Genomic DNA, 22,307 nt, shown 5'->3' with positions numbered 1-22,307 from the left:
GGTCCGCATCAGTCGTCCTTCGTGACGAGGCGGTAGTTCCAGGTCAGGCTCACGTTGCGGACCTCCATGCCCTGCACGGCCGGGTTGATCAGCATCGCGATGCCGTTCTGCACGGTCGGGATCACCGCCACGTCGCCCATCAGGATGTCCTCGGCGTCGTGCAGGCTCTGCCAGCGCGCCTCCGGCTGGGAGAGCATGTCGGCGGTCCGGGCCGCGGCGATGATCGAGTCGTACTCCGGGTTCGCATAGCCTCCGAAGTCGCGGGCGGAGGTGGAGGACAGCAGCTCCAGGAACGCCATCGGGTCCTTGTAGTCGGGACCCCAGCGGAAGAGGTAGAGGTCGAAGTCGCCGGCCGTGGCCTGCTCGTTCGCCGTCGCCTTGGGCTGGCTGGTGAGCTCGATGCTCAGGCCGGGCAGGTTGGCCTCCCACTGCGAGGCGACGTACTCGGCCTGCGCGATCGAGGCCTCGTCGTCCCAGTACGAGAGCTTGAGGCTCACGGAGTCCGTGCCCAGGGCGGCGAGGCCCTTCGTCCAGGCGGCCTGCGCCGCGTCGAGGTCGTAGGCGAGGTAGCTGCCGCCGGTGTCGCGGAACTGCTTCCCGTCGGGTCCGACCGCGAGGTTCTGCCCGACGAAGTAGTCGGCCGGCTGCGCGCCGTTCTTCAGGACCTCGTCGGCGAGCGCCTCCTTGTCGAAGGAGGTGGCGAGCGCGGTCCGGACGTCCTCGTTCGCGAGCGCCGGGTTCTGGAGGTTGGGGTAGAAGTACCACATGTGCACCTCGAGCGCCGTGGTCAGCTCGGGGGAGTCGGTGTAGCGGTCGATCAGGCTTCCCGAGATCTCGGTGAAGTCGAGGTCGCCGCTCTCCTGGAGGAGCGCCGCGGTCTGCGAGTCCTTGACCACCTGCCACTTGATCGCGTCCAGGTCGATGCCGGAGGCGTTCCAGTAGTCGGCGTTCTTGGCGACCGAGAAGTTGTTCGCGAAGTCCCACGAGTCCCAGACGAAGGGACCGTTGTAGATCGTCGTCTCGGGGGTCTGGCCGTAGGTGTCGCCCACGCTCTCGAGGTAGGCCTGGTTCACCGGGAGGAACGCGGGCCGCACCAGCAGCGCCTGGAAGTAGGGCACGTCCGCGGCGAGCTGCACCTGCAGGGTCTTGTCGTCCAGCGCCGTGACGCCGAGCTGGGTGTAGTCCATCCCCTCGTTGACGATCTCGTTCGCGTTCTTGATGCCGGCGGCGACCGCCTCGTTGCTGTTCGGAGCCGCGGTGGCCGGGTTCACCAGGCGCTTCCACGAGTACTCGAAGTCCTGCGCGGTGACCGGCGTGCCGTTGCTCCACGACGCGTCGCGGATCGTGAAGGTGTAGGTCAGGCCGTCGTCGGACTTCTCGACGCTCTCCGCCATCAGCGGATCGATCTGGCCGTCGGCGTCGAGCGTGTAGAGGCCGTCGAAGACGGCGGTGAGCACCTCGTTCGACATGCCGTCGTTCACCTTGTGAGGATCGACGGCCTGCAGGGGGAGCAGCTTGCCGACGGTGAGGACGTGGGAGGACGTGCCGGCCTGGCTCGACGACGTCGAGTCGGTGCCGCAGGCGGACAGCAGGCCGACGGCCGCGGTCATCGCGACCGCCGCCATCAGGAGCTTCGGGAGCCGTTTCATGGGAGGAGGTACCCCTTCGTGTGTGGTGCATCGGGAGACTCGGGGGAGTCGGGAGGGTGCGGCGTCATCGAGGGGACTGGCGCAGACATTCGGTGATCTCGCAGAAAGTCTGCACGTCGATGCCCTTTGAGGCAAATGGTCTGTATTCTGTACAGCGATTCCCACCCTCGCCGCACAGAAGCGGCTCACACCGGCGAAAGGCGTCTCCGTTGCCGAACATAATTAGGCCGGTCCGGCTCGACGAGGTCGACCGCGCGATCATCAACGTCCTGGTGCAGGACGGGCGCATCCCGAACAAGGAGCTGGCCGACCGGATCGGCCTCGCACCCTCCTCCTCCCTGGCCCGGGTGCGGGCGCTGATCGAGAGCGGAGTCATCTCGGGCTTCCACGCCGAGGTCGACGCCCGCCTGCTCGGCAAGGGCATCCGCGCGATCCTCCGCGTGCAGCTGCGCGAGCACTCGCGTGCCGAGAACGCCCGCTTCGCCGAGGCGATGTCGAAGTTGCCCCAGGTGGTGAACCTGTGGCTGGTGGCGGGCGAGGACGACTACCTGATCGAGGTGGTCGCCGCGAGCCCCGACGAGCTGAGCGACTTCGTCCTCGACTGCGTCACCTCCGACCCGGTGGTCGCCGACACCTACACGACCCTGGTGTTCTCCCGCTGGCGCGGCGTCGGGCCGATCCCGACCGACGGCGACGCGTGAGCGCCGAGCGCCTCCGCCGGCTCCTCGAGGGAGAGGTGCTGCTCGACACGCACAACGACCTGCTCTGCGGGCTGCGGCGCTACGAGGGGTACCGCGTCGAGGGCTTCGACCGGCCCCGCCCGGAGTTCCACACCGACTTGCCGCGGCTGCGCGCGGGAGGCGTCTCGGCGCAGGTCTGGTCGGTCTTCGTCTCGGCGCTGCAGAGCGAGGGCGACGCGGTCGCCGCGACGCTGGAGCAGATCGACGCCGCGTACCGGTTCGCCGCCGCCCACCCGGGCGACCTCCGCATCGTGACCACCGTGCGGGAGGCGGAGCAGGCGGTCGCCTCCGGCCGGATCGCCTCCTTCCTCGGGATCGAGGGCGGCCACTCCGTCGCCTCCTCCCTCGGCGTGCTCCGGATGCTCGCCCGGCTGGGCGTCCGGATGATGACGCTCACGCACAACAGCTCGCTCGACTGGGCGGAGGCCGCCACCGGCACCCCGGTCGAGGGCGGGCTGACGGCCGACGGGGTGGCCGTCGTCCGCGAGCTGAACCGGCTCGGCGTGGTCGTCGACCTCTCGCACACCTCCGAGCGCACCCAGCTCGCCGCGCTGGCCGCCTCCTCCGCTCCCGTCCTCTATTCCCACTCCGGAGTCGCGGACGTCGCCGCGCACCCGCGCAACGTCTCCGCCCGGGCTCTCGCGGCGCTCGCCGCGAACGGAGGAGTGCTGCAGATCGCCTTCGTCGCGCAGTTCGTCTCGCGCGCCTTCGCCGACTGGTCGGCCGAGGCCGACGCCGCCCGCGCCGAGCTCGGGATCACCACGTCGATGCCCTGGCCCCGCGCCCCCCGCCCCGCCGAGGCGCCCGAGGACGCCGCCCGCGCCAACCGGGCCGCGTTCCCGGTGGCCGAGCCCCTCGCGCTCGCCGCCTTCGAGCAGTGGCGCCGCGCGCACCCGGCGCCGCTCGTCACCGTCGCGCAGGTCGCCGACCACGTCGACGCCGCCCGCGAGGCCGTCGGATCCCGGCACGTCGGCCTCGGCAGCGACTTCGACGGCGTCGCGGACCTGCCCGAGGGGCTCGGCGACGTCTCGGGCTACCCGCGCCTGCTCGCCGAGCTGGCCGACCGCGGCTGGAGCGACGCGGAGGTGCTCGACCTGGCCGGACGCAACACCCTGCGCGTGCTCCGCGCGGCGGAGGAGGCTGCCTGGGCCCCGGAGGACGCGCGCGCCTGAGCGCCTGCGAGGGCCGGATCCCGCCTCCTGGACCCGCGACCCGGGGAACGCTGGCAGAATGGACGGGACGGTCGGTGCGCGAGAGCGCGCCGCACGGACGGCTCCGCCCGCTGAGAGCGGCCCCGCCCGGCCCCGTCCCGCACACCTCCACCCGCTCCCGACAGCGCTCACAGCGCCGGAGCGACACATCACCGCGGCCCGACCGGGCGCGCGGTCGGACCCTGCGCCGCGCGCCCGCGTCCAGCCACTCCCTCCCGGAAGAACCGCATGAGAAACGCCAGAACCGCCAAGCCCGCCCGCCACCACCTCGAGCTCCCCAAGCCCAAGCCCCTCGAGAAGGGCGGCATGCGGATCACCCCGCTCGGCGGCCTCGGCGAGATCGGCCGCAACATGACCGTCTTCGAGCACAAGGGCAAGCTGCTCATCGTCGACTGCGGCGTCCTCTTCCCCGAGGAGAACCAGCCCGGCATCGACGTGATCCTCCCCGACTTCGCCGCGATCCGCTCGCGCCTGAAGGACATCGAGGCCATCGTCCTGACCCACGGCCACGAGGACCACATCGGCGGTGTGCCCTACCTCCTCAAGGAGCGCGGCGACATCCCGATCATCGCCTCGACCTTCACCCTCGCGCTGATCAGCGCGAAGCTGCAGGAGCACCGCATCACCCCGCGCACGCGCCCGGTGAAGGAGGGCGACCGCATCGACGCCGGCGTCTTCGACCTCGAGTTCCTCGCCGTGAACCACTCCATCCCGGACGGGCTCGCCGTCGCGATCCGCACCGAGGCCGGCCTCGTGCTGCACACGGGCGACTTCAAGATGGACCAGTTCCCGCTCGACGGGCGCACCACCGACCTCCCCGGTTTCGCGCGCCTCGGCGACGAGGGCGTCGACCTGTTCCTGGTCGACTCCACCAACGCCGACGTCCCCGGCTTCGCGATCTCGGAGGGCGACCTCGCCCCCGCGATCGACCAGGTGTTCCGCACCGCGCCGCGCCGCATCGTCGTGTCCAGCTTCGCGAGCCACGTGCACCGCATCCAGCAGGTCCTCGACGCCGCGCAGCGCCACGGCCGCAAGGTCGCCTTCGTCGGCCGCTCGATGGTCCGCAACATGGGCATCGCCGCCGATCTGGGCTACCTCAAGATCCCGGCCGGCCTCGTCGTCGACATGAAGGTGCTCGAGAAGCTCCCCGCGACCGAGATCGTGATGATCTGCACCGGCTCGCAGGGCGAGCCGATGGCCGCGCTCTCGCGCATGGCCAACAAGGACCACATCATCGACATCGGACCCGGCGACACCGTGCTGCTGGCCAGCTCGCTGATCCCCGGCAACGAGAACGCGATCTACCGGATCATCAACGCCTTCACCCGCTGGGGTGCGACGGTCGTGCACAAGGGCAACGCCAAGGTGCACGTCTCGGGCCACGCCAGCGCGGGCGAGCTCGCCTACTGCTACAACATCCTCCGCCCCACCGCGGTGCTCCCCGTGCACGGCGAGTGGCGCCACCTCACCGCGAACGCGGCCATAGCGACCCGCACCGGGATCGACGAGAAGGACGTCTTCGTCATCGAGGACGGCGTCTCGATCGACCTGGTGAAGGGCCGCTCCCGCATCAGCGGGCGCATCCCGGCCGACCAGATCCTGGTCGACGGCACCACGATGGGCGTCGCCACCGAGGACGCGATGAACGACCGCATCGTCCTCGCCGAGGAGGGGGCCATCACGGTCCTCGCCATCGCCGACCTCGACCGCGGCACGCTCGGCGAGCCTGTCGAGTTCTTCACCCGCGGCTTCGTCGAGGAGCCGGGCTGGAAGGCAAACGCGAGCAAGGCGATCGACGACGCGGTCCTGCAGGCCGCGGGCAAGCCGGTCGAGCTCGAGGCCATGGAGGCGCTGATCACGCGCACCCTCGGCCGCTGGCTGACCCGCCGCCACCGCCGCAACCCGGTCATCACCACGATCGTCGTCGAGGAGTAGGCGCCTTCCACGCCGGCCTCCGCCTCCGCTACCCCCTGCCCCGCGAGGCGCGGGCGGAGCAGAGTGGGAGGGTCGGCAGGTCGCCGACGCGAAGGGAGAGCGCCATGAGCACCGACAGCACCACGGGTGACGACTTCGAGAAGACCGAGGACCTCCCGGACGGCACCGGGACGGACACCTCCTCCGGCGGCGGCGACACCGACACCGTCTCCGGCGGGGAGCCGGACGAGCCCGCGAAGTAGGGCCGCGAACGACGAAGGGCGGGACCGCGAGGTCCCGCCCTTCGTCGTTCCGCCGATCAGATCAGCGGGCCGTCGCTCTCGCTCGAGCGGCGGGTGACCTGCTCGCCGCTGGCCGGATCGACGGCCGAGCGCGTGGTCGAGACGGCCTGGCGGCGGCGCGTCAGCAGGACCAGCCCGAGGATCAGGCCGACCGCTCCGGCCGCCATGAGGATGTAGCCGACCAGCTTCAGGTCGATCCCGGACACCTGCACGTCCACGGCGAAGGCGAGGACCGCGCCGACGACGAGGAGGAAGATCCCTGCTCCGATGCTCATTGCGTGCTCCTTCTGACTGCCGCCGGAGCGCGCGCGGGAAGCGCGCAGGGGCACCGGCGATCGCCCCACGGTAGACCCGGGGTCGGGCGGACCCCAGGCCTTCCGGCGGCGGCCTCCGGGGGTGTAGGGCGCTGCGGGGTCAGCGGTCGGTGACGCGGAGCATCACGCGGGTGCGGTCGGCGCGGGTCGCCAGGCCCTCGATCAGGAGGAACAGCCGGTACTCGAGCCGGTACTTCGCCAGGAACACGCGCCCCAGGCGCTCGACCTCCCCGGTGTCGGCGTCGATCCGGGCCGCGGCCTCGATCGGCACCGCGTAGTCGGAGACGCGGCCGCGGCGGTCGCACGGGACGAGGGTCACCCGCGCGTCGTTGCGGAGGCGCTTCACCTTGCCGCTGCGGCGGGGAGTGGTGACGATCAGCTCGTCGCCGTCGCGGGCGATCCAGACCGGGGTCGAGACGGCCTCCCCGGACTTCCGGAACGTGGTGAGCGAGACGAAGCGCTCGTCGGCGAGAGCGGCGAGGTCCTGGGAGAGGGGCATGTCCGAAGTAGAGCGGCCGGGAGCGGTCACCGCAAGCCTCCGTGTCACCTCGATCCGCCCCCGTAGGGTGGAGTGATGACCGACGCGACGCCTCTGATCGGCCCGACCGAGGCGCCCGAGCTCCACGCGATGACCTACAACATCCGCCGCCGGATGCCGCGCCTCACCTCCCGCGCCGTCGACCAGTGGGAGCGCCGACGCCCGCTCGTCCAGCGGGTGCTGGAGCAGGAGCGCCCCTCGATCCTCGCCGTGCAGGAGGCGCTGCCGGACCAGTCGGCCGCCGTGCACGAGGCGCTGGGCTCCTCCTTCGAGGCGATGGGCTTCGGCCGGGACGCGGACCGAGGCGGCGAGCGCGTGATGCTCTTCGTCGACCGCAGCCGCTACGCCGTCCGGCACTGGACTCAGATCGCCCTGTCGGACACCCCGGATGTCGCCGGCTCTCGCAGCTGGGGCAACCGCATCCCGCGCACCGCCGTGATCGCGGAGCTGACCGATCACGCGACCAGCCGCGAGCTCACCGTGATCTCGACCCACTTCGACCACATCTCGCGGCGCTCGCGCCAGCGCTCCGCCGAGCTGATCGCCCGCCGTGTGCTCGAGCTCGGACGCCCCGCGATCGTGATGGGCGACACCAACACCGACGTCGACACCGTCCCCTACCGGACGATCCTCGACGACGGGTGCCTCGTCGACGCGTGGGAGACCGCCGGGAAGCACCTCACCCGCTCCTGGAGCACCTTCTCGAACTACCGCCCGCCCGCGCCGGGCAAGCGGATCGACTGGCTGCTCGTCAGCGAGGGCGCGTTCGAGGTCGTCGCCGCGGGGATCAACGCCGTCCGCTACGGGGGAGCGGCGCCCTCCGACCACGAGCCGGTCCAGGCCGTGCTGCGCTTCACGAACCCGTGAGCGGCTCCGCCCTCGTCGAGACCTTCCTCGAGCCCCCGCGCACCCGCGGAGAGTGGACGGCCGACGGCATCCGCGCGATCGGGGCCGCGAGCATCGTGGCGGCCGCGATCGGCTGGGACCTGGTCGACGTGGCGGTGCTCGCGCTCGCGGCGATCGGCCTGGTGCTGCCGCGCTTCCTCGGCATCCGGCCGGCGCTCGACGCCCTCTTCGGGCTCGCGCTGCTCGTGGCGTCCTGGAGCAGCGTCCTCGGTCTCTACGAGGCCTGGCCGCAGTGGGACCTGGTCGTGCACTGCGTGCTCAACGGGCTGATCGCCGTGGTGGCCTACATCGTCGCCGCGCGGGCCGGAGTCGTGCCGACCGTCGCGGGCGATCGCGGGCCGCTGCTCCCGGCGGTCGTGCTCTGCGCCTGCTTCGGGACGACCGCGGGCGTGCTGTGGGAGTGGGGCGAGTGGGCGGGGCACCGCTTCATCGACTCCTCGATCTTCGTCGGCTACGAGGACACGCTCGGCGACCTCGCCGCGGGCGCTCTGGGCTCGATCCTCGCCGGCGCGCTGATGCGCTTCTGGTCCGCGAAGTCCCGGGTGGTCCGACCGGGCGCCTCGCGCGGCGTCGGAGGTGCGGCGTAGCCTGTCCCGCATGTGCGGCCGCTTCGCGATGGACTCCGAGACCGATGAGCTGATCCGCGAGTTCGTCGCCGCGGGCGGACGCGCCGAGGACTGGGCGCCCGACTACAGCGTCGCTCCGACCGACATCGCGCCGATCGTCCGCGAGCGGCTCCACGCCAGCGAGCGGGAGCGCGAGCTGGAGCTCGCGTCCTGGGGCTTCACCCCGTCCTGGGCGAAGGGGAAGGGACCCTCGCCGATCAATGCGCGCCTCGAGTCGGTCGCGACGAACGGCCTGTTCCGCGGGGCGTTCGCCAAGCAGCGCGCGATCGTCCCGATGCGCGGGTACTACGAGTGGGAGACCCGCGCCGACGGCAAGCAGCCCTGGTTCCTGCAGGGCGAGGAGCCGATCCTCGCCGCGGCCGGCCTCTACACGGCCCGCAAGGAGGGCGACGACTGGCGCGTCTCCTTCACGATCATCACCCGCGAGGCGCGCGACGCCTCCGGCGAGGTGCACGACCGGATGCCGGTGTTCCTCACCCCCGACGTGCGCGACGCCTGGCTCGACCCGGCCCCGCTCGCCTCCGCCGAGGAGATGCTCGCCACTCTCGACCGGGCGTCCGTCGCGATGGCCTCGACCGTCACGGCCCACCCGGTCGACCGCCGCGTCAACAACTCCCGCACCGTCGACCGCCGCGACCCGGGCCTGCTGGCGCCACTCGTCGGCTGACGTCTCCTGCCGGCCGGGCGCACGGCGATCCGCAGCACGTCCGCTCCGTCCTCCGGGTGGGAGCACGGGAGGGGCGGAGCCGCGGCCCCGCCCCTCCCGGCGTCCTACTTCGTACCGGCGTGACCCGGGAACGGCTTGCCGTTCAGCGAGACCTCGTCGGGGTCGACCTCGACGTCGCCCACGTCGTCCGGGCCGCCCGTGCCGGGCACGGCCTTCACCTCGGCCGAGCCGGAGACCTCGGTGCGGCTCTCCGCCGGGTCCGAGTCCTGCTTGGCCTCGGTCTCGCGCTCGCTGCCCGGCGACTCCGAGATGTCCTTCTCGATGGTCTCGCTCTCGGAGGAGGTGGCGGGCGCCGCCCCGTCCGGCTTGCCGATGGTCGAGCCCTGGTCGTCCTGCTCCGTGCGGTCCTGGTCCATGTCGTCGCCTTTCGTCGGGACCTCCGACGCTACGTCGGGGCGCGCGCGGGGGCACCCGCTTGACAGCCCGGCCGGGGGAGGGCGGCGTGCAGGGTCGACGTACTACCCTGGGTCGACGGTCGCACCGGGGGGCGCGGCACACCCGCCGCCGACCGCGAGGAGGACCCGTGGCATCCCACCGGACAGGCGACACCCGCATCGTCGGGACGACGGTCGACGGCCGGTACACGATCGAGGAGCTCATCGGCCGGGGCGGCATGGCCACGGTCTACCGGGCGCGCGACGGCGTCCTCGGCCGCTCCGTCGCGCTGAAGATGTTCGCCCCCGGCATCGACGACGCGCAGGACCTGCAGCGCAAGGCGTCCGAGATCCGGCTGCTCGCGGCCCTCAACCACCCCGCCCTCGTCACCCTCTACGACGCGCACGACGGCGGCGACGACACCAACGGCCAGGCCTACATGGTGATGGAGCTCGCCGAGGGCCCGAGCCTGTCCGAGCGGCTCGCCGAGGGCCCGGTCGCGCCGAACGACGTCGCCTCGATGGCGGGCGACCTCGGCGAGGCGCTGCACACGGTCCACGCGGCCGGAGTCGTGCACCGCGATGTGAAGCCGTCGAACGTGCTGCTCGTCCCGAGCCCGCTGACCAGCCGCGAGTTCCGCCCGAAGCTGGCCGACTTCGGCATCGCCTCCCTCATCGACGCGACGCGGATCACCGCGCCCGGCACCCTCATCGGCACCGCGGCCTACCTCAGCCCCGAGCAGGCGCACGGCGACCCCGTCACCTCGGCGAGCGACATCTACTCCCTCGGCCTGGTGCTCCTGGAGTCGCTGACCGGCCGCCGCCCGTTCACGGGCTCGGCGATCGAGGTCACGCTCGCCCGCCTCCTCCGCGATCCCGAGGTCTCGGAGTCGCTCGGCAGCGGCTGGACCTCGCTCCTGACCGCGATGACGCGACGGGAGCCCGGAGAGCGCCCCGCCGCCCTGCAGGTGGCGGAGTCGGCGCGCCGCCTGATCGATCCGCGGCGCGACTCCCCGCCGGCGGCCATCGTCGTCCCCGACGTCCCCGCCACCCGGGTGATGTCGCCGGAGCCTCTCGCCGAGACCGAGCCGATCACCCGGACGGAGGCGCTCGATCCGACCCGTCGGCTCGCGGCCGACGCGTACCCGGCCACGGAGGCGCTCGCTCCGACGCAGCGCTTCACCGCGACCGAGCGGATCGCACCGGCGCCGCAGAGGGCTCCGGCGCCGCAGACCGCTCCGGCTCCGCGCACGGCTCCGCTCCGCCCCGCGGCCGCCGCTCCGCAGCGCCGCGGCCCGAGCCCGTGGCTCATCGTGCTGGTGCTGGCGCTGGTCGCGGTCGCCGTCGGGCTCGCGATCATCCTGATCGACGGTCCGCAGTCGCCTCTGCCGCAGGTGGACGGCGAGCTGGGCGACCACCTCCGGCAGCTGCGCGAGAGCATCCGCTCGTGAGGGGCCTCCGACTGCGCGCCGCCGGCGCCGTGCTCGCCTCGGTCCTGCTGCTGAGCGGATGCTCCTCCGCGCCGCAGGGCATCGACGACGGCACGGCCCAGACCCTCGACGACGCGGTGGTGGCCGTCGCCGAGAAGGCCTCGGCCGACGACTACCAGGGCGCCCTCACCGAGCTCGCCTCGCTGCAGTCGGCGCTCGACGCCGCGCTCGCCGAGGGCTCCGTCAGCTCCGACCGCGCGGCGACGGTGCAGGCGCAGGTCGACGTCGTCCGCGGCGACCTCGAGGCCCTGATCGCGGGAGCCTCGGAGCCGGAGCCTGCCGAGACGACCGCCCCGGCCCCCGAGGAGACGACCCCGGTCGAGGAGGAGCCGGAGGACACTCCCGGCCCGGTCGAGACCGAGGACGACCCCGCCCCCTCGCCCGAGGAGTCGGAGCCGGAGGAGACGCCGACCGAGCCGGAGGAGCCCGCGGAGGAGACCCCGGCCGCTCCCGGCGACGACGCTCCGGGGAACAGCGGGAACGCTCCAGGGAACAGCGGCGACGCGCCCGGAAACAGCGGGAACGCTCCCGGCAACGGCAACGGCAACGGCAACGGCAACGGCAACGGCAACGGCAACGGCAACGGCAACGGCAACGGGAACGCGGGCGGCAGCGGTCCCGGCGCTCGCGGTGCGGCGACCGGAGTCGGCGCCCCCGCGGGCAGCGGTGCCGTACCCGGCGCCGCGAAGGGCCCCGGCGGCCGCTAGAGCGCTACTCCTGCGTCGAGAGCACGGCGAACGCGGCGTCGAGCTCGACGTCCACGTCCGTGCCGTCCTCGCGGGTGACCTCCACCTCGAAGGCGTGGTCGGCGTCGTCGCTGCGCTCGGCCTCGGTGACGGTCCCCGAGCCGACCGCGCCCAGCGCGGCCTCGCTCGCGCGGGCGAGGTCGTCGCCGGTGAGGTCGTCGGGGTCCACGGCGGCTGCGGTCGGGTCGCCAGCGGGGGCGCCGTCGTCGCCGGAGCCGGCCCGGAGAGCGCGGTCGTCGGGGTCCACGGACACGACGGCGAAGGAGTCGTCGAGGCGCACCTCGTACTCGAGGCCGTCGCGGTCGGTCAGATCCAGCTCGTAGCCGGTCGCGCCGTCGTCGTCGCGCTCGGCCGAGGTGACGCTCCCGCCGCCGATCTCGGCGAGGGCGGCCTCGCTCGCGCGGTCCAGGTCGCTGCCGGTGAGGGAGTCGGATCCCTCGAAGCCGTCGGTCGCGGCGTAGGCGATGCCCGTCCCGGCTCCGATCAGCACGACCGCTCCGGCGATCCCGGCGATGATCCTCGTCTTCTTCTGCACGATGGCCTCCGTCCCGGCGCCGCTCGTCGACGCCTCCAGCACTCTCGCGGTCGGGCGCTGAAGCCAGCCTGAAGCGCGCTCAGCGGACGAGCGGCACCCGCACCTCGACCCGGGCGCCGCCCAGCGCCGAGTCGCCGACGACGACCCGTCCGCCGTGCGCCCGGGCGATCCCGGCGACGATCGCCAGGCCGAGCCCCGATCCCCCGGCGTCGCGCGCCCGGCCCTCGTCGAGGCGGACGAAGCGCTCGAGCACCCGCTCGCGCTCCGCCGCCGGGATCCCCGGCCCGTCGTCGTCCACCGCGAGCACCGCCTCCGCGCCGTCGATCCGGGTCGAGAGCGCCAGCTGCGAGGAGCGGTGCCGCATCGCGTTGTCGACCAGGTTCCGCAGCGCCCGCGAGAGCAGGGCCTCGTCGGCCACCGCCTGCACGGGCGAGATCCCGCTCGCGTCGACCCGGGCTCCGGAGTCGCGCAGGCGCCGCACCTCGCCGAGGGCGAGGTCGTCGAGGTCCACCGGGGCCGCCGCCAGGGTCAGGCGCGCCTCGTCCGCCCTGGCGAGCAGCAGCAGCCCCTCGATCAGGCCGCCGAGCCGCACCGACTCCTCCGCGACGGTCCTCGCCAGGCGGGCGGAGTCGAGCCGGTCCGGATGCGCGAGCGCCACCTCCGCGGTCTGGCGCAGCGCTGCGACCGGGGAGCGCAGCTCGTGCGAGGCGTCCGAGACGAAGCGCCGCTGCCGCTCCTGGCCGCTCTGCAGCCGATCGAGCATCCGGTTGAGGGTGCGCGCCAGCCGGTCGACCTCGTCGCCGGAGCCGGGGGCGGCGATCCGGCGGTCCAGGGCGGAGGAGGTGACCGCCTCGGCCTCCGCGCGCATCCGCTCCACGGGGCGCAGCGCCCGGCCGACGACGAGGGCGCACACCACCGCCACCAGCGCGATGAGCAGCGGGACGGCGACCGCGAGCAGCCCGACCGTCGTGGACACCGCCTCCTCGCGGCCCTCGTCGGGCACGCCCACCACCACGAGGGAGTCGTCGTCGAGCTCGCGGGCGGCGACCATCACCGGACCCTCGTCGTCCACAGCGACCGTGACCGGGTCGTCGCTCTCGGCCAGCGCGAGCGGAGGAAGGTCCTCCGCGTCCTCGCCCGCAGCGGCGACCCGCCCGCCCACCACGAGCTGGACCAGTCCCTCCGAGCCGCGTACCGCCTCCGGGCCGCCCTGCTCGACCAGCGCCGCGACCTGCTCCGCCTCGGCGTCGGCCGCCGAAGCGGCGCTCGCGGCGAGCACGGAGGAGAGCACCAGCACGAACAGCACGCTCCCGAGGAGCGCGGCGGCGGCCACCACGGCGGTCGCGGCCGCGGTGATGCGGGTTCGCAGGCTCCAGCGGCTCACCCGGCCACCAGCGTGTAGCCCGCCCCGCGCTGCGTGCGGAGGGTGTCCCGGCCGAAGGGCCGGTCGATCTTGTTGCGCAGGGTGCGGACGTAGACCTCGACGATGTTCGGGTCGCCGTCGTAGTCGAAGTCCCAGACGGCTCCGAGGACGTCCCGCTTGGAGACGACCTCGCCCGCCCGCGAGACGAAGTACTCGAGGACGCTGAACTCGCGCGCGGTCAGCGGGACCGCGACGCCGCCCCGCTCGACCCTCCGAGAGGCCGGATCGAGCACGAGGTCGCCGACGACGCGCACCGTCGGCCGCTCGGCGGCTCCGCGGCGGATGAGGGCGCGCAGCCGCGCGACGAGCACCGGGAACGAGAACGGCTTGGTGAGGTAGTCGTCGGCTCCGGTGTCGAGGGCCTCGACCTGGTCGAGGTCGCCGTCCTTCGCGGTGAGCATCAGGATCGGGGTCCAGTCCTCGGCGGCGCGCAGGCGCTCGCAGACGCGGAAGCCGCTGACGTCCGGGAGCATCAGGTCGAGGACGATGGCGGCGTAGTCGGCCTCCTGCGCGTACCAGAGGGCGTCGGTGCCGGTGGTGGCGGTGTCCACGGCGAAGCCCTCGGCCTCCAGGCCCGTCTCGAGGGCGCGGAGCAGGTTGATCTCGTCGTCGACGACCAGGATGCGGATGGCGGTCTCCCCGGGCTCGGCGCGCGGGGGCCCGCGCGAGCCCAGGCTAGCCGCGGCCCCGCTGAAGCCCGCCTGAAGCGCTGCCGGACCGCCGCGTCGCGCCGAGGCGCCGGCTCCCCGCCGGGACACCGGCTGGAGCGCGGTGTCCCGGCGGAACGCGCGGCGTCCCCGCGCAAGCGCTGGTCACTCGTCGCGGTCGGTGTACTCGCCCTCGCCCTCGGCGGAGGTGCCCGCGGCGCTGGTGTCGACGTAGCTGCCCTTGTCGGCGGTGGCCTGCTCGTTGACCGAGGTGTCGACGTAGCTGCCCTCGGCCTCGCCGGAGGTGTGCGAGACACCCTCGGTCGAGGTGTACTCGCCGCCCTCGGTGTCCTCGGTGCTCGTGCCCTCGGCGACGTGGCGGCCGTGGCCGGCGGTGTGCTCGTCGTGACCCTCGTGGTGGTCGTGGTGCTCGTGACCCTCGTGGTGCTCGTTGTCGTGGTCGTGGTGGGCCATGGCGGCCTCCTCGCTTCGTCGCGTCGGTGCGCGGTCGGATCGGCCGCGCTCGCTCCGAGACTTCTGCATCGGGGGCGGTGGTGCAAGACGTGGCGGCTGCACATCCGTGCCGCGCAACTCCTACCGGCGCCGGATCCTTCCGCCTAGCCTCCGAGGATGAGCAGACCCCCTCGCACCCGCTGGAGCGTCATCGGCCAGCTCGGCCCGGCCTTCGACGACGGCGGTCCGATGCTGCTGGTCGAGGCCCGATCGGCGTTCGGGCGCCGCCCGATGCATCGCGCCAAGGCCCAGCTGCTGCTGTCGGCGCTCCGTCATCGCGCCCGCGAGCTCGGAGACCGCGCCGAGTACGTCCGCTCCGAGACCTTCGGCGAGGCCCTCGCCGGGCGCGACGACCTCGAGGTGATCGACCCGCCGTCCCGCGGCGGCCGCCGCCTCGCCCGCAGGCTCGGCATGAGCGTCCTGCCCAGCCGCGGCTTCATCACGGCCGAGGAGGACTTCCGCGAGTGGGCGCTCTCCCGCTCCGGCAAGCGCCTGCTGCTGGAGGACTTCTACCGGTGGAGCCGCGAGCGCACGGGCGTGCTGATGCGCGGCGACCAGCCCGAGGGCGGCCGCTGGAACTACGACCACGACAACCGCCAGCCGCCGCCCAAGGGCGCCTCCCGGCTCGGCCTCCCCGACCCGTGGTGGCCGGAGGAGGACGACATCGACGAGGAGGTGCGCGCCGACCTCGCGCGCTGGGAGGCCGAGGGAGCGGTCCGCCTGGTCGGCGCCGACGGTCCGCGCCGCTTCGCCGCGACGCCCGCCGAGGCCGAGGCGGCGCTCGCCGACTTCGTGTCGTCGCGCCTGGGCGACTTCGGGACCTACGAGGACGCGATGCTCTCGGGCGACTGGACGATGGCGCACTCGCTGCTCAGCGCCCCGATGAACCTCGGCGTTCTCGATCCGCGGACGGTCGTCGAGGCGGCCGAGGCCGAGTACGCCGCCGGGGGCGCGCCGATCGCGGCGACGGAGGGCTTCGTCCGCCAGATCCTCGGCTGGCGCGACTACGTGTGGAACCTGTTCTGGCACCTCGGCCCGGAGTACCGGAACCGCAGCCGTGCGCTCGGCGCCTCCACTCCGCTGCCCGCCGAGCTGCTGGCCCTCGACCCGAGCGGCATCGAGGCGAACTGCCTGCACGAGACGCTCGACGACGTGCACCGGCACGGCTGGGCCCACCACATCCAGCGCCTGATGGTTCTCGGCAACTGGGGACTGCAGCGGGGGTGGGACCCGGCCGAGCTCAACGACTGGTTCGTGGACGTCTTCGTCGACGGCACGGAGTGGGTGATGCCGGCGAACGTGATCGGGATGTCCCAGCACGCCGACGGCGGCGTCGTCGCGACGAAGCCGTACGCCTCGGGTGGCGCCTACATCAACCGGATGTCCGACTACTGCGGCGGCTGCCGCTTCGACCCGAAGGTGCGCCTCGGCGAGAACGCCTGCCCGGTGACGGCCGGGTACTGGGCCTTCCTCGACCGGGCCGAGCCCGTCCTCCGCGGCAACCACCGGATGGCCCAGCCCCTCGCGGGCCTGCGCCGCCTCGCGGACCGCGAAGCGGTGGTCGACCAGGAGCGCCTGCGCGAGACGTACTGACGCGCTTCCGGCAGCGCGCCCGCCGCTACTCCGCGCGCACGAAGCGCGACACGGTGACGGCGACCGTCACCGCGGTCGTCCCCTCCACCGCCGCGAGCCGCGCGTCCAGCGCCTCGGGATCCACGTGATGCGCGCTCGGCCCCATCAGCACCTCGGCGCGGAGCTCGTCGACGCTCATCAGCACCGTCGTGTCCAGCTCGGTGCGCCCCTGGAGCGCGAACTCCGCCAGCTGCTCGTCGAGCCGCTCCGCCTTGCCGGCGTCGATGCCCAGCATCCCGAACCGCTCGCGGATCTCGTGCAGGTGCCTCTCGCGGGGAGTGACGACGACGGCGACGCCGCCCGGACGGAGCACCCGCCGCATCTCCGGGGCGTTCCGCGGCGCGAAGACGGTGAGCAGCGCGTCGGCGGAGGAGTCGGCCAGCGGGAGGGGCTGCCAGAGGTCGGCGGTCGCGATCGCCGCCCGGGGATGCGCGCGGGCGGCGCGGCGGGCGGCCGGCGCGGAGAGGTCCAGCCCCAGCCCGTCCGCCGCCGGATGCGCCTCGAGCACGGCCGCGAGGTACGCCCCGGTGCCGCAGCCCAGGTCGACCACGAGCCGCGCGCCGTCGGGGACGGCCGCGGCGACCGCCTCCTGGATCACCCGGTAGTGGCCGGAGCCGAGCAGGTCGGCGCGGGCCTGCACCATCGCCGCGGTGTCGCCCGAGGTCGCGTGCCTGCCGCGCAGCAGCGAGGCGTAGCCCTGGCGCGCGAGGTCGGCACTGTGCCCGAGAGGGCAGCGCAGCGAGGAGGGGCGGGGGAGCTGGTCGGGGGCGAGCGCGCCGCCGCAGACCGGGCAGGCGAGGGCGGGCAGCACCGTCGATCCGGGTCGGGCGGCCGGATCGAACGCGCTCACTCCGCGCCGGGCGCGCGCGCCCGCATGGCGGTGACCGCCGCGTTCAGCGTCGCGATGGTCGGCACCGCGAACAGCGCTCCGGCGAGCCCGGCCACCTCGAGCCCGGTCGCGACCCCGAGGACCACGGCGAGCGGATGCACCTTCACCGCGGTCCCGAGGATGAGCGGCTGCAGCACGTGCCCCTCGAGCAGGTGCACCAGGATCACGACGCCGACCATCACCAGCGCGGCGACCGGCCCGCTGAACAGCAGCGCCACCACCGCAGCGAGCGCGCCCGTCACGATCGCGCCGAGCATCGGGACGAACGAGCCGAGGAACACCACGATCGCGATCGGCACGACGAGCGGCAGCTGCAGCGCGAGCGCGCCGATGCCGATGCCGACGGCGTTGATCCCGGCGACGCCGAGCTGCGCGATCACGAACTGGCTGAGGGTCCGCCAGCCGGCGGCGCCGCCGCGCTCCATCGCGGGGCGGGCGCGGCGGGGGAGGAGACGGAGGAACCAGCGCCAGATCCGGCGGCCGTCGAGGAGCAGGAAGATCAGCGAGAACAGCGTGAGCAGGGTCCCGGCGAAGACCTCGGCGACCTGGGAGCCGACGGCGAGGGCCCCCGACGCGAGGGTCGACGCCTGCGCGTCGGCCCAGTCGACCGCGCGCTGCGCCCAGTCCGAGAGCTGCACGTCCGAGAACGACAGCGGCGGGCTGCGCAGCCACCCCTCGACGCTGTCGACCGCGTCGAGGGCGCGCTGCCCCACTCCGCTGAAGCCGGAGCGGGACTGCACGACCACCAGCCCGACCAGGCCGGTCAGCAGGAGGAGCAGCAGGACGATCGAGACCAGGACGGCGAGCGGGCGGGGCAGCCGCAGGCGCTCGAGCCGGTTCCTCAGCGGGGTGAGGAGCGCGGTGAGCAGCAGCGCGATCAGCACCGGCACGACGATCACGGGCAGCAGCGAGACGAGGCGCACGAGGAGGTAGAGGAGCCCGGCGACGGCGAGGAAGCGCCACGACCAGGCGGCGGCGATCCGCATCGAGGTCGAGACGTCGCCCGAGGCGTCGTCCGGCGAGTCGGAGGGGGCCGGAGCCGGGACCGCCGACGGGGGAGCGGCGTCCGCAGGCGGGGTCGCGGCCGTGCCGTTCCGCTCGTCGCGCGCTCGCCGTCCCCGCATGACCCCTCCGATCCTCTCGCAGTGTACGGCGGAGCGGGTGTCCGGGACCGGGAGGGAGCTCGTGCGCGCCGCGCCCGGACGGATCGGGGCGCCGGATGCGTCCGCAGCGGCTCGTCGGGCGGGCGGAACGCGCCCGATCGCGCCGTCTCCGCCCCGTTCCCCGCCTCGGCCGCGGGAGGCCCGTCCGCGCCGGTAGCGTCGCGCGGGTCGATGCCGAGCGAGGAGGCGACGGATGGTGGAGGCGCTTCTTGCGATCGCCGCGTGGTGCGCGGGCGCGGTGCTCGTCGTCAGCGGTGCCCTCAAGCTGGGCCGCACGGAGCGGTTCCGGACGAGCCTCGAGGCTCTCGGGGTCCCGCTCCTCCTCCGGCGCCGCGGCTGGTTCGCGGCCGCCTTCCCCGTCGTCGAGATCGCGCTGGGCGCCGCGGTGGTGCTGGCGCCGGCTCCGCTGCACCGTGCCGCCCTCGTGCCGGTGGCGCTCCTCGACGCCGTGTTCCTCGTCGTCGCCGTCCGCGCGGTCCGCGCGACGGAGGACGTCGACTGCGAGTGCTTCGGCGGCCTGGGCTCGGCGCGGATGACCGGACGCACCGTCGCGAGGAACGCGGTGCTGCTCGCACTGGCGGTCGCCGGGGCGCTCGGCGGGCTCGCTCCGGCCGCGCTGCTCGGCGGCGGCGGGGCCTCGGCGGCGGCGTCCGTCCTCGCCGCCGCTCTCGCCGCGGTCTCGCTCGTGCTGGTGCGCGACCACCGTGCGGCGTCGACGGCCGCTCGCGTCCGGGCGGCAGCCCGCCTCTCCGGGGCCGACCGGGGGCCCGCGCCGGGGCCCGCGCCCGAGGGCGAGGTCCCGGCCGCCGACCTCGCGTTCGTCACGGTGGCCGGCGAGCTCCTGACGCTCGAGGAGCTGTCCCGCCCGGCGACGCACCTCGTCTTCTTCTCGCCCTCGTGCGCCTCCTGCCACGAGCTCGTCGAGCGCTTCCGCTGGTGGCCCCACGGCCTCCGCCCCGGTGAGGAGCTGCTGCCCGTCCTCCTCGGCCGCCGCGAGGACTTCGCGGTGCACGCCGTCTACGGGCCGCTCGTCGACCACGCCCTCTACGATCCGGAGGGCCGTGTCGCCGCCGTCCTCGGTCGAGCGGGGACTCCGGGCCACGTGCTGCTCACGCCCGAGCGTCCGCTCGGCGACGGCTGGACCTCGGGAGCCGCGTCGATCGAGGCGCGCGTGCTGCGGCCCGGATTCCTCGCTGAGCTGCAGGCGGGCGGTCCGGACCCGGCTCCGGCGGCGGGCGGCACGGTGCCGCAGGGGTGACGTCGGCCGGCCGACGGCGGCCGACCGGGCTCAGCGCCGCTCGAACTCCCCGGACATCGAGCCGTGCACGGGATGGGCGGGATCGTCGCCGACGGCGCGGGCGGGATCGTCGATCTCGACGGCGCGGGACGGGGGCTCCTCGGCGCTCGCGTCGAGGCCGAAGCCGTCCTCGAGCAGCTCCTGGGCGATGCGGCTCGAGAGGCCGCTCCTCTCGCCCGGTCCGGGGTCGCTCTCCGGGTCGACGGGGGCGGCGAACGCCTGCTCGAGGCCGGACGCCGGCATCCCGCCGCCGTCGATCGGGTCGGCTCGCCCGTCGGAGGGTCCCCGTGCTGGTCTGGGCATGCGCCCGAGCGTAGAGGACCGGCCCCGGGAGGTCGACGCCCCGTCGCGCACTGCCGGGCCGCCTGCGCGCCGGGTCAGTCGTGCAGCGACCAGGAGTGGGGAGCGATCTGGACGCCGCCGACGGTCGCCGTCTCGTCGCCGAGGTTCAGTGCGAGCCGCGCGGTGCGTCCCTCCGGACCCTCCGCCACGAGCAGCACGGCGGTGTTGGAGAGGTCGACGGTGCGGGTGCTCGCACCGACAAGCCACGGGTTCCGGCGGCGGAACGCGATGACCTCCTGGTGGGCCCGGTAGGCCTCCCCGCCCGGCCACTCGGCGGGATCGGCCGGGAACTCGGGGCGGATCGCGTCGTCTCCGCCGATCCGCTCCTCCTTGACGCCGCGCAGACCCCGCTCGTCGCCGGAGTAGATGCTCGGCACGCCGGCGACGAAGCCGAGGATCGCCGTGGCGTGGCCGTGGTGGCGCTCGTCGCTGATGGCGCTGGCGACCCGGGTCACGTCGTGGTTGCCGACGAAGGTCAGGGGCAGGAACTCGCGGACGAAGTCGTCGTGGCGCTTCAGGGACCAGGCCAGCTCGAAGAGGTTCGCCTCCTCGAGGGAGTTGCGGACGGCCTTCCAGAGCTCGTACTGCGTGACCGAGTCGAGCCCCGACTCCCGCACGTAGCCGGAGTAGTCGCCGTGGATGACCTCTCCGACGAACCACGCGTCGGGGAAGCGCTGCCGCACCGGGTCGATCGCCGCGTGCCAGGCTGCCGGCGCGACCGCGTACGCCGCGTCGAGCCGCCAGCCGTCGATGCCCCGCTCGAGCCAGTGCGCGAGCACGGAGGACACGTGCTCCGCGACCTCGGGGTTCCCGTTGTCGAGCTCGACCAGGGCGTCGTGCCCCTCGAACACGTCGACGCGGAGGCCGTCGACCTCCTGCGACCGCTCGCTGCGGGAGAAGCGCGCCGCCTCGGGGGAGCCCTCGCCGGCCGCGACCGCGGCACGCCACCAGGGGTGCTCGCGTCCCACGTGGTTGAAGACACCGTCGAGCAGCACCCGGATCCCGCGCTCGCGGCACGCGGCGATCAGCGCGTCGAGGTCGGCCTCGTCGCCGAGGCGGGGATCGACCCGGAAGTGGTCGACCGTGTCGTAGCCGTGCGTGGAGGAGGCGAAGACCGGCCCGAGCAGCAGCCCGTTGCAGCCCAGTGCCAGCAGGTCGTCCAGCCAGGGCAGCAGGGCACGGAGGCGGTGGCGCGGCTCGTCGTCGGGACCCGGACCCTCCGAGGCGCTCGCCTCGGCGCCCGTGAAGCCGAGCGGGTAGACGTGCCACCAGATCGCCGTCGAGATCCAACCGTCCGTCTGAGCCATCGTGGCCGCCCTCCCGGCCCGCTCGGGCGCGGGCCGCCGTCACTGTAGCGAGGCGGGCTGGGGCGGAGCCGCGCCCGCTCATGGGCCGGGCCGCAGGGCGGCGATCCAGGCCAGCGCGGCGAGGCCCGCCCGCACGGCGGCGGGTGCCGTGACGGAGCAGACGAGCAGCGCGAGAGCCGCGCAGGCGAGCCCGACCACCGCGCTCCTCCGCTCGCCCGTCCACCTCAGCGCCCGCACGGACGCGATCACCGCAGAGGCCGCCACGGCGACCGCGGGGAGGGCCCAGAGCGGATGCACGGAGGACGCGAGCGCGAGCAGGCCCAGCGCCAGCGCCGCGAGCCCGGGCTCGCGCGGCCGGCGGGCGGGAGGGTGCCGCCGGGACGGCCAGGGGTGGGCCGGGTCGGCCGGAGCGGGCGGAGGGAGGAGTGCCGTCGTCGTCATGAGCCGATCCTCGTCAGGCGGCGGACCCCGCGGAGAGGCGATCGGCGGATCGGTGGACGAAGGGCGCCGAGCACCTCCTGTGGAGGACCGACGGGCGCGATCGGCGTCGTTCCGGGCGTCTCGGGGCCGGAATCGCCGGAGATCCGGGGCAGGGCTGGTAGGTTACCGACGGTCCGACCGGTTGAGGACGTCCGTCCCCGGCCGAGGACGATCCATTGAAACCAGCTGTTCCGACAGCGAGAACGTCCTGGGAGGACACTCCATGGCTGACAAGTCGCTCAACCGCACCGAGCTCGTCGCGAAGATCGCCGCCGACTCCGGCCAGAGCCAGGCCGCCGTCAACGGCGTCCTCGACTCGCTCTTCACCACCCTCGCCGACTCCGTGTCGAACGACGTGAAGGTCACCATCCCCGGCTGGATCGCCGTCGAGCGCACCTCCCGCGCCGCGCGCACCGGCCGCAACCCGCAGACCGGCGAGACCATCCAGATCGCCGCCGGCCACTCGGTCAAGGTCTCCGCGGGCACCAAGCTCAAGGCCGCCGCGAAGTAGTCGCGCCCTCCGACACGGCCCCGGCACTGCG

25 protein-coding genes are annotated in these 22,307 nt (G+C 73.9%); 12 read left to right on the top strand and 13 right to left on the bottom strand.

From position 1 onward, the window contains the following. Positions 1–8 precede the first annotated feature (8 nt). Positions 9–1,649 carry a peptide ABC transporter substrate-binding protein gene (locus GSU45_RS13920; protein ID WP_159915749.1) on the bottom strand — a complete coding sequence of 547 codons (1,641 nt, stop codon included), beginning with the start codon at positions 1,647–1,649 and terminating at the stop codon, positions 9–11. Between the two features lie 209 nt (positions 1,650–1,858). Between GSU45_RS13920 and GSU45_RS13915 the strand changes: the two genes are divergently transcribed. From GSU45_RS13915 to GSU45_RS13900, 4 genes are all read left to right on the top strand, one after another. Then, on the top strand, positions 1,859–2,350 hold the full coding sequence (locus GSU45_RS13915; RefSeq protein ID WP_208543437.1) for an Lrp/AsnC family transcriptional regulator: 492 nt from the start codon (positions 1,859–1,861) through the stop codon (positions 2,348–2,350). Continuing rightward, positions 2,347–3,561 carry a dipeptidase gene (locus GSU45_RS13910; RefSeq protein WP_159915747.1) on the top strand — a complete coding sequence of 405 codons (1,215 nt, stop codon included), beginning with the start codon at positions 2,347–2,349 and terminating at the stop codon, positions 3,559–3,561. Before GSU45_RS13915 ends, GSU45_RS13910 begins: the two co-directional genes overlap by 4 nt. 345 nt (positions 3,562–3,906) lie before the next feature. Next, entirely contained in the window at positions 3,907–5,535 is a 1,629-nt protein-coding gene (locus GSU45_RS13905) for a ribonuclease J (RefSeq protein WP_208543406.1), read from the top strand. A gap of 104 nt (positions 5,536–5,639) precedes the next feature. After that, positions 5,640–5,777: a hypothetical protein gene (locus tag GSU45_RS13900; protein WP_159915743.1), complete on the top strand. Its 138-nt coding sequence runs from the start codon at positions 5,640–5,642 to the stop codon at positions 5,775–5,777. Positions 5,778–5,833: 56 nt separating this feature from the next. Here the strand turns inward: GSU45_RS13900 and GSU45_RS13895 are convergent, their stop codons facing one another. Next, positions 5,834–6,091, bottom strand: coding sequence for a DUF6458 family protein (locus tag GSU45_RS13895; RefSeq protein ID WP_104222924.1), 258 nt, complete (start codon positions 6,089–6,091; stop codon positions 5,834–5,836). Between the two features lie 139 nt (positions 6,092–6,230). Further along, the gene (locus GSU45_RS13890) at positions 6,231–6,629 is read right to left on the bottom strand and encodes a PPOX class F420-dependent oxidoreductase (protein ID WP_159915741.1); all 399 of its coding nucleotides are present in this window, start codon (positions 6,627–6,629) and stop codon (positions 6,231–6,233) included. Between the two features lie 75 nt (positions 6,630–6,704). Here GSU45_RS13890 and GSU45_RS13885 point away from each other — a divergent pair, with 75 nt between their 5' ends. Genes GSU45_RS13885 through GSU45_RS13875 form a run of 3 tightly spaced genes read left to right on the top strand, consistent with a single transcriptional unit; the run spans position 6,705 to position 8,867 of the window. Continuing rightward, positions 6,705–7,535, top strand: a complete 831-nt coding sequence (locus GSU45_RS13885) for an endonuclease/exonuclease/phosphatase family protein (protein ID WP_159915739.1) — start codon at positions 6,705–6,707, stop codon at positions 7,533–7,535. Beyond that, on the top strand, positions 7,532–8,161 hold the full coding sequence (locus GSU45_RS13880) for a hypothetical protein (protein WP_159915737.1): 630 nt from the start codon (positions 7,532–7,534) through the stop codon (positions 8,159–8,161). Before GSU45_RS13885 ends, GSU45_RS13880 begins: the two co-directional genes overlap by 4 nt. A 10-nt stretch (positions 8,162–8,171) precedes the next feature. Then, entirely contained in the window at positions 8,172–8,867 is a 696-nt protein-coding gene (locus GSU45_RS13875) for an SOS response-associated peptidase (protein ID WP_159915735.1), read from the top strand. Positions 8,868–8,971: 104 nt separating this feature from the next. On the opposite strand, the gene GSU45_RS13870 is transcribed toward GSU45_RS13875, so the two are convergent. Next, the gene (locus tag GSU45_RS13870; RefSeq protein WP_104222919.1) at positions 8,972–9,283 is read right to left on the bottom strand and encodes a hypothetical protein; all 312 of its coding nucleotides are present in this window, start codon (positions 9,281–9,283) and stop codon (positions 8,972–8,974) included. A 167-nt stretch (positions 9,284–9,450) separates the two neighbouring features. Between GSU45_RS13870 and GSU45_RS13865 the strand changes: the two genes are divergently transcribed. After that, complete coding sequence (locus tag GSU45_RS13865) at positions 9,451–10,752, top strand: serine/threonine-protein kinase (protein ID WP_159915733.1); 1,302 nt, start codon at positions 9,451–9,453, stop codon at positions 10,750–10,752. Beyond that, a complete protein-coding gene (locus GSU45_RS13860) occupies positions 10,749–11,498 on the top strand; it encodes a hypothetical protein (protein WP_159915731.1) in 750 nt (249 codons plus the stop codon). Before GSU45_RS13865 ends, GSU45_RS13860 begins: the two co-directional genes overlap by 4 nt. Before the next feature lie 4 nt (positions 11,499–11,502). Here GSU45_RS13860 and GSU45_RS13855 read toward each other — a convergent pair whose 3' ends face one another. From GSU45_RS13855 to GSU45_RS17075, 4 genes are all read right to left on the bottom strand, one after another. Then, a complete protein-coding gene (locus tag GSU45_RS13855) occupies positions 11,503–12,072 on the bottom strand; it encodes a PepSY domain-containing protein (RefSeq protein WP_159915729.1) in 570 nt (189 codons plus the stop codon). Between the two features lie 79 nt (positions 12,073–12,151). Beyond that, positions 12,152–13,456: an ATP-binding protein gene (locus tag GSU45_RS13850; protein ID WP_159915727.1), complete on the bottom strand. Its 1,305-nt coding sequence runs from the start codon at positions 13,454–13,456 to the stop codon at positions 12,152–12,154. Then, the gene (locus GSU45_RS13845) at positions 13,453–14,124 is read right to left on the bottom strand and encodes a response regulator transcription factor (RefSeq protein ID WP_159917142.1); all 672 of its coding nucleotides are present in this window, start codon (positions 14,122–14,124) and stop codon (positions 13,453–13,455) included. Before GSU45_RS13845 ends, GSU45_RS13850 begins: the two co-directional genes overlap by 4 nt. A gap of 183 nt (positions 14,125–14,307) precedes the next feature. Beyond that, on the bottom strand, positions 14,308–14,616 hold the full coding sequence (locus GSU45_RS17075; RefSeq protein ID WP_167302056.1) for a hypothetical protein: 309 nt from the start codon (positions 14,614–14,616) through the stop codon (positions 14,308–14,310). Positions 14,617–14,772: 156 nt separating this feature from the next. On the opposite strand from GSU45_RS17075, the gene GSU45_RS13835 reads away from it, so the two are divergent. Continuing rightward, positions 14,773–16,248, top strand: a complete 1,476-nt coding sequence (locus GSU45_RS13835; RefSeq protein WP_159915725.1) for a cryptochrome/photolyase family protein — start codon at positions 14,773–14,775, stop codon at positions 16,246–16,248. Positions 16,249–16,273: 25 nt separating this feature from the next. Here GSU45_RS13835 and GSU45_RS13830 read toward each other — a convergent pair whose 3' ends face one another. Beyond that, on the bottom strand, positions 16,274–17,137 hold the full coding sequence (locus GSU45_RS13830) for a methyltransferase domain-containing protein (protein ID WP_159915723.1): 864 nt from the start codon (positions 17,135–17,137) through the stop codon (positions 16,274–16,276). Then, positions 17,134–18,300 carry an AI-2E family transporter gene (locus GSU45_RS13825; RefSeq protein ID WP_159915721.1) on the bottom strand — a complete coding sequence of 389 codons (1,167 nt, stop codon included), beginning with the start codon at positions 18,298–18,300 and terminating at the stop codon, positions 17,134–17,136. The genes GSU45_RS13830 and GSU45_RS13825 overlap by 4 nt, the downstream gene beginning before the upstream one ends. A 232-nt stretch (positions 18,301–18,532) precedes the next feature. Here GSU45_RS13825 and GSU45_RS13820 point away from each other — a divergent pair, with 232 nt between their 5' ends. Further along, the gene (locus GSU45_RS13820; protein ID WP_159915719.1) at positions 18,533–19,597 is read left to right on the top strand and encodes a MauE/DoxX family redox-associated membrane protein; all 1,065 of its coding nucleotides are present in this window, start codon (positions 18,533–18,535) and stop codon (positions 19,595–19,597) included. Between the two features lie 30 nt (positions 19,598–19,627). On the opposite strand, the gene GSU45_RS13815 is transcribed toward GSU45_RS13820, so the two are convergent. The 3 genes from GSU45_RS13815 to GSU45_RS13805 form a co-directional block, all read right to left on the bottom strand. Continuing rightward, on the bottom strand, positions 19,628–19,939 hold the full coding sequence (locus GSU45_RS13815) for a hypothetical protein (protein WP_159915717.1): 312 nt from the start codon (positions 19,937–19,939) through the stop codon (positions 19,628–19,630). Positions 19,940–20,013: 74 nt separating this feature from the next. Continuing rightward, the gene (locus GSU45_RS13810; RefSeq protein WP_159915715.1) at positions 20,014–21,285 is read right to left on the bottom strand and encodes an alpha-amylase family glycosyl hydrolase; all 1,272 of its coding nucleotides are present in this window, start codon (positions 21,283–21,285) and stop codon (positions 20,014–20,016) included. Between the two features lie 78 nt (positions 21,286–21,363). Next, positions 21,364–21,726: a hypothetical protein gene (locus GSU45_RS13805; protein WP_159915713.1), complete on the bottom strand. Its 363-nt coding sequence runs from the start codon at positions 21,724–21,726 to the stop codon at positions 21,364–21,366. 262 nt (positions 21,727–21,988) lie between these two features. Here GSU45_RS13805 and GSU45_RS13800 point away from each other — a divergent pair, with 262 nt between their 5' ends. Beyond that, complete coding sequence (locus GSU45_RS13800; protein ID WP_056037903.1) at positions 21,989–22,276, top strand: HU family DNA-binding protein; 288 nt, start codon at positions 21,989–21,991, stop codon at positions 22,274–22,276. Positions 22,277–22,307 lie beyond the last annotated feature (31 nt).

It is taken from the genome of Rathayibacter sp. VKM Ac-2801, assembly GCF_009834245.1.
Classification (GTDB): domain Bacteria; phylum Actinomycetota; class Actinomycetes; order Actinomycetales; family Microbacteriaceae; genus Rathayibacter.
Note: the sequence above shows the minus strand (reverse complement) of the source record. Positions and strands in the feature narration are given on the sequence as shown.